The sequence below is a fragment of the Microcystis sp. M53603_WE2 genome (assembly GCF_030065435.1).
On record NZ_JASJFF010001063.1, the window covers coordinates 1 to 6,097 of the forward strand.

Sequence of the window (6,097 nt, forward strand, 5' to 3'; positions counted from 1 at the left end):
ACTCGACCGACCCAACTGCAACAAAAAGCGTTAGATTTATTGGGAGTTTCCCTGATTTGTACCCAGTAACGGGGCGGCGGAAATTCTCTTAATCCCTTCTACAGCACAGGTTATGGCTTTTTGTCAACGGGGAAGTCCAGTAATAACAGTTTCATAAAGAGGTGATAAATAATTTTTTCTCTCGATCAGCAGCAAAAGCCAAACAAGCTTTGATATCCTCGGAAGTTAATTCTGAAAAATCCTCAAGAATTTCTGCTTCTGTCATTCCTGCTGCTAAATATTCTAGAATATCGTACACAGTTATACGCATTCCTCGAATGCAGGGTTTTCCGCTGCGTTTTCCAGGTTCAATGGTAATAATGTTTTGGTAACTCATAATGCTTTAATTATTTGGACTTTCCCAATTATATCTTATTTGATGACAGAGATCGCACTCCACCCCACCGACAAGAACGATCACCCTTTAACTTCTTACCACTCTTAGGGTGTAAAGTGCGAAAGCATAATGCACCAATTTAATAATAAATTTGCTGCGTGGGGTGCGGATTGTTAATTTTGGTTTTTGATCAGAATTAGTAGCCGCAAACACGCACCCTACAAAATTAGCAGATTAGCTATCTTAATCGGGATTTCTCCAATCTCTGAAATTACTATAGTAAAGAAATTCTTGAAAACCTTCTTTGATTTTAGCATCTACATCCGTTCTAGCTAATATTGTTTCGATAATTGCTCCTATTTCCGAGTCAATTGTTATTCTAGCTAATGCCGTCAAAAGTCCAATAATTTCCCCTTCAGCCTTATTAGCTAGTTGTTGAATAATGGGTAAAGTTTGAGGATTATCTCGCCAATAAGTTACTAAAGCTTCAATTGCTTTCCATTCACCCTTATTAGCTTGTTGTTGAATAATGGGTAAAGTTTGCGGATTATCTCGCCAATGGGTTACTAAAGCTTCAATTGCTTTTGATTTACCCCTATTAGCAAGTTCTTGAATTTTAGATAATGCCACTGGGTATAGTTGAGCAATTTGAACCAATGCGTCGATAATAGGTTGTTGTCGCCAACTGGTTGCTGCAGATTGAGCTATTTTTTGAAGCATATTCCATCCGTTGGGATCACCTTGCCAATTTTTTACAACACAAGAAATACTTTTGTCTCTGTTTTTCTCCCTTTGTCCCCACCGGTTTCCAGTATCATATTTTTTATAATAACTTATATCTTTATCATAAAGCCTTTCTAGTTGATTTAACAATCGCTGACTTAGTTCAACATAAATAGACTGGTTTCGCAATTCTCCATAACAATCTGCTGCCAAAAAAAGATGAGCAAATCCCTTGTCTTTTTCCTCCATATCAATGAGATAATTAATTAATTCTTCAGCAACTTCTTTGGGAAATTCTGCACTTAGCATCCCCATCAATAAACATAAAACTTCTTTCCAAACAGGATCTGAACAATGTTCTCCAAATACTTTGGTTTTCAATTCCTCAAGAGTAATTCCGTCTGGTAATCCTCGTTTTTTAAATCTTTCATAAAACTCGCAAGCACAAAAGTATTCTAAAAAAGTTCGATGAACAAAAGCAAAAGCATTGCCACCTAAAGAACAAAGAATAAAATTACGATAGCGCAGTTGTTTGATAATTAAATCAGTCAGATCACTAGCCACTCGTTTGTTAATTCCTGTTTTTTCAAGATATTGAGTCAAAACATTTTCTAATTCTTCCTTATAGATTAAATTAGCAGCTAACCCTTTTTCTCCTGCTTGCATGGCACTTGCGACTAAACGCAGAATGTCCCTTTTATCTCTTAGATCAATATTGTAAAGATATTTTTTCAGTTCAGGATCAATTAATCCTTCCTTGGTTTCAAAATCCCATTGATGTAATAACACCTCTGACGCTTTTTCATAAAGTTTTGAGCGATCTCTTGGTAATTCTTGAGTTCGATTTAGAATAGCCATCATCGTTAATAATAAAGGATTTCCTGCTAATTCTCGAATCGCTTTTGACTCCTTAATTGCCTTTTGTAAACGTTCTTGTTTTTGGGTTTTATCATCTCGATTTTCAAAAGCTAAATCATGCCAACGTTTGATAAAATCTTCAATCTGATCTTTATCTAAATCTTGGATCATAAAATGGTCAAAACCAGCATGATTTAATTCTTCTGCTTTATATCCTAACCAGCGAGAAGTTACTATAATTGGCACTTGAGGATATTGAATACTAAAACGTTTGATATCCGTGACAATTTCTTGTCTTAATTGAGGATTAAAAACTTCATCTAAACCATCAAAAAGCACAAGAGCCTGACCTTTTTTAAGCTTATCATCTAAAGCAAGTTGATTGAGATGACAAATCAGATTACCTTGATGGAAAAATTCTAGAATATTCTTACACTTTTTTTCATCCTTATCTCTGGCATAAATACGCAATTCTATCAAAAGAGGAAGGGGAAGCAAAACACGCTGACTGAGTTCTTTTTCAGCCCAATTTAAAGCTAAATACTGCAATAAACTCGATTTTCCCGCCCCCGGATTACCTAAAATTACGGTTCTTGGGTATTCAGAAGAATTGACGATATTCAAAACAGAATCTAATTTTTCATTGACATATTCTTGCCGTTTTCGTTCTAGTTCTGCTTGAGTAATTTCTCCCCTATCTACAAGTTCCTGCAGCACTTCTTTAGGTAATTCATAAAGTTGAGGAATAACCCGTTTGTATCGTCTCACATTTTGCGGCACAAACATTCGCCAGAGTTTGATTTGCTCATAAGTCGTTGTGTCTAAACATTCTAATTTAAGATGGCCATATTCCTTTTTTAATCCTTCCGCATAGTTATCTAAATTATAATCTGTTTTAACTCCTGCTATTTCTTGAATATTTTGGCTATCTTTATTCTGTAACTTAACTAAAAAAACGGCTCTTAGCTTTTCAGAATTTTGAATAATTTCCTGAGTTTTTCTCAAATAAAATTTACCTAGTTTTTCCCAGTTAAATTCAGCAGGTAACGGGGGTAAATTGAGTCTTTGCCAAGATTGAGCTAACCTAAAAGTATCAAGGATTTGACAATCAATATCAAAAGCATCCCCTAAAATAGGTTTAACTTGGTCATCTTTAATAAAAGTCTTGAGAGGTTTTTCAAAGTTTTTAATTTGATCATCTTCCAGATCGGCCATTTCTAACTGTTGCTGAAAGAGTTCTAAAAACTCCTTCATTGCTTTGCCATAAGCTTCTTTTTGAACATCTTTTTCAGGTAAGTGTAACACTTTACCTAGACTGTTTTTAAAAAATTCCTTTACGTAATCTTTTGCACCCTCTTTTGCCAACTCTTGCATTACTGAAAGAACAAGCGAACCTGCGGCTGGAGTAACCCCCCAGACAATTAACCAGTCAATCATGGCGATAAACTTAAGATTCTGTGGATACTATCTAAGCTTACCAACTTTAATCGTTTTTCGCCTATCGTTCCGACAAATGAAGAGAACGATTTAAAATATCCTCAATACCGTAGGGACAAACGGGGGGAAACTCTAATCCCGTCTCTCTAAAGGCATCGGCACAAGCAACAGCATAGAGTTTAAATAGGCTTTCATCGGTTAAATATCGCTTTAAACTGGGGCTATCGTCCAAATAAAGCCTAATATTAGCTCTTTCTCGCTGAATAGTTCCCAACCAACCCCTGGATCGCCGTTGAGGTTGATAGTCCCACTTTAATAAATGATGCAAAATTAATCTGAGACTAGCAAGTAAGCGATCGCGCTCCCGTTTCGACAAATCCCGCACCTCTTCGACTAAATTCTCAATATCTAACTCGGAAAACCGACCGGAGGCTAATAAATCGGCCATTTGTTCGGCCCAAAGTCCAAAGTCTTGCTCATAGGATGCCGTCATCGATTTATCTCCTTCTAAGCTCAATTAACATTATATTGAACCTCTTGCATAATTAATTTTTGATGGTTCAAAAACAGCAAAAATAAGGATTAAATTAGCCAAAATCTGTAAATTATGATTAATTGATGACCGGGAAACTGGTATCTTTTCAAAGATCGCCGAACCATTAACGGGTTTTGCGTCTTCGGATGACATTATTAGAATAACGAGAAGGTTTTGGCCGGGGTTCTTTTCCCCCTCCTAATTCGCGACTAACTTGCTGGAAAATATCCCGTCGCAGCACAGGATATTCCCCTATCCACTGGTCGAGTTGGGGAAGATGGACATCAGAAAGCTGATTGATATCCCCTAAATCGGGGTCTCGAGACATTAACAAAGCTTCGGCCACCATCCCGGGACGGATCGATTTATGGATGCGTTTGAGGGGAGCGCGAACGATCGCCGAAAAGCCAGTTTGATCACCGATTTCTAGATTAATACAGCGTTGGCGATTTTCGATAATCTCTAATTCCCCGCGTTTATTGACCCTTTCTTCTTCCCCGATTAATTCCTCGGTGACAAAAGCATCGAAAACGCGACCGCGCCAAAACCCCCCGTAGGGAAGACGACGATAGGTATTATTGCGAACACTGGCCCAATAAACCGGACCCCAGAGCCAATATAAACCGGCGATAATGTCGAAAATCAGTTTAATTGTTAAACCACCCGGGCCGAATAAATTACCGATTAACCAAGCTGCGGTGAGAGCGATGATAGAAATGAATAAACGGCGCAGAAAATCAGACCATTTACCCCAATAGTGAGCGTACTGGGGACCTGTGGCGATAATCGGGACAATTTGCTCGATCGATTGACGGGTAAGGGGAACCAACATTATCAGTTATCGATTATCAGTTATCAGTTATAGTGTGCCTAATTGATTCGTGAATGGGTAGGCTCTAGAAGTCGGGTGTCGCTTGACGGCAAGCAGAGGACGTTTACCTTTCATTTAGGCGCGCTATATCAGTTATGACAGCGTTTCTCATAACTAGATGAAGTGTAACCTAATTTGGTATCGACCACCGACTTCCCAAAAGGAAAATTTTGTACCTCACCACTAAGATAAATGCTATAGTTTTGGGGAATTGTCTATATGTTGGTTGCCATTCATCCCATCGCTAAAAGCTCAGGACTTCTGGCGAAATTTCAGTTAAAAATTAAATCCCGCAAGAAGTCCGATGAAACAATCTATAATAAAATCAATGCTGTTTTGTTCCCAAAGACTGCCACCATGACTTCTTCCCCGGTTAAATCCTTAAATTCTCAGGCTGTAACCACTCAACATTTACCCCCGTTAGAAAATGGGGATCGCTTAATTCGTCCCGAATTCGAGCGCCGTTATCAAGCTATGCCAGGATTAAAAAAAGCCGAACTGATCGAAGGAGTTGTATATATGGCATCCCCATTAAGGTTTAAATTTCATGCTGAACCCCACGGACGTTTAATCACTTGGTTGGGAGTTTATCAAGCTGCTACACCCCAAGTACAAATGGGTATTGAGCCAACCGTTCGCTTGGATATCGACAACGAACTACAGCCGGATGGGGTGTTATTAATCAGTCAAGAAAGCGGGGGTAAATCAACCCTAAGTGCAGAGGGATACCTAGAAGGATCGCCGGAATTGGTAGTAGAAATTGCCGCTAGTAGTGCCGCCATAGATTTAGGGGATAAAAAACGTGCTTATCGACGCAGTGGTATTCAAGAATACCTTGTTTGGCAGGTATTTGACCAAAAAATTGATTGGTTTAGTTTACAAGATGGCGATTATATTTCTTTGTTACCCAACCAAGAAGGGGTGATTTGCTCTCTAGTATTTCCGGGTTTGTGGTTAGATGTTTCAGCCATGCTCAACGGCAATATGTCACGGGTGTTAGACAGCTTAAAGGCTGGAATTAACTCGGTAGAACATCAAGAATTTATCCAAAAGTTAACCGCAGCGCAGTCGGGGGAAACAAAATGAAACCTCCAGCTATTCTCATTTTAGGAGAAACCAGCATTCTCGTGGCTCGTCAAGTGCAAATGTCCCTACCGGAAGCAGTGGTTTATGGGTTAATAAATCGTACCCATTCGGCTGATTTTACCTATACTAATTTTGGCGAAACGGTGCGAGAATTTTTCCAGACAGGAACGCCAATTATTGGCATTTGTGCGGCGGGTATTTTAATTCGCAC

General features: G+C 38.8%; 5 protein-coding genes and 1 pseudogene. 2 read left to right on the forward strand and 4 right to left on the reverse strand.

All coding sequences use genetic code 11. The features are described 5' to 3' along the window. Positions 1 to 151 precede the first annotated feature (151 nt). The 4 genes from PX481_RS22365 to PX481_RS22380 all read right to left on the reverse strand — a co-directional run bounded on the left by PX481_RS22365 (position 152) and on the right by PX481_RS22380 (position 4,761). Positions 152 to 376 (reverse strand): DUF433 domain-containing protein, encoded by a 225-nt coding sequence (locus PX481_RS22365; protein ID WP_002745983.1) that lies wholly within the window; start codon positions 374 to 376, stop codon positions 152 to 154. A gap of 243 nt (positions 377 to 619) precedes the next feature. Beyond that, complete coding sequence (locus tag PX481_RS22370) at positions 620 to 3,394, reverse strand: NACHT domain-containing protein (RefSeq protein ID WP_288096123.1); 2,775 nt, start codon at positions 3,392 to 3,394, stop codon at positions 620 to 622. A gap of 61 nt (positions 3,395 to 3,455) precedes the next feature. Further along, complete coding sequence (locus tag PX481_RS22375) at positions 3,456 to 3,887, reverse strand: DUF29 domain-containing protein (protein ID WP_288027172.1); 432 nt, start codon at positions 3,885 to 3,887, stop codon at positions 3,456 to 3,458. A gap of 166 nt (positions 3,888 to 4,053) precedes the next feature. Next, positions 4,054 to 4,761: a DUF8619 family protein gene (locus PX481_RS22380; RefSeq protein WP_002740014.1), complete on the reverse strand. Its 708-nt coding sequence runs from the start codon at positions 4,759 to 4,761 to the stop codon at positions 4,054 to 4,056. A 258-nt stretch (positions 4,762 to 5,019) separates the two neighbouring features. Here PX481_RS22380 and PX481_RS22385 point away from each other — a divergent pair, with 258 nt between their 5' ends. Next, entirely contained in the window at positions 5,020 to 5,886 is an 867-nt protein-coding gene (locus PX481_RS22385; protein ID WP_288096126.1) for a Uma2 family endonuclease, read from the forward strand. Continuing rightward, a pseudogene (locus PX481_RS22390) lies at positions 5,883 to 6,097 on the forward strand (precorrin-3B C(17)-methyltransferase); the annotation flags it as partial. The gene PX481_RS22385 and the pseudogene PX481_RS22390, both read left to right, overlap by 4 nt.

Bases quoted from the DNA above. Each gene is read 5' to 3' on its own strand.
- PX481_RS22375 (WP_288027172.1), bottom strand. From the start codon at position 3,887: ATGACGGCATCCTATGAGCAAGACTTTGGACTTTGGGCCGAACAAATG.
- PX481_RS22380 (WP_002740014.1), bottom strand. From the start codon at position 4,761: ATGTTGGTTCCCCTTACCCGTCAATCGATCGAGCAAATTGTCCCGATT.
- PX481_RS22385 (WP_288096126.1), top strand. From the start codon at position 5,020: ATGTTGGTTGCCATTCATCCCATCGCTAAAAGCTCAGGACTTCTGGCG.
- PX481_RS22370 (WP_288096123.1), bottom strand. From the start codon at position 3,394: ATGATTGACTGGTTAATTGTCTGGGGGGTTACTCCAGCCGCAGGTTCG.
- PX481_RS22365 (WP_002745983.1), bottom strand. From the start codon at position 376: ATGAGTTACCAAAACATTATTACCATTGAACCTGGAAAACGCAGCGGA.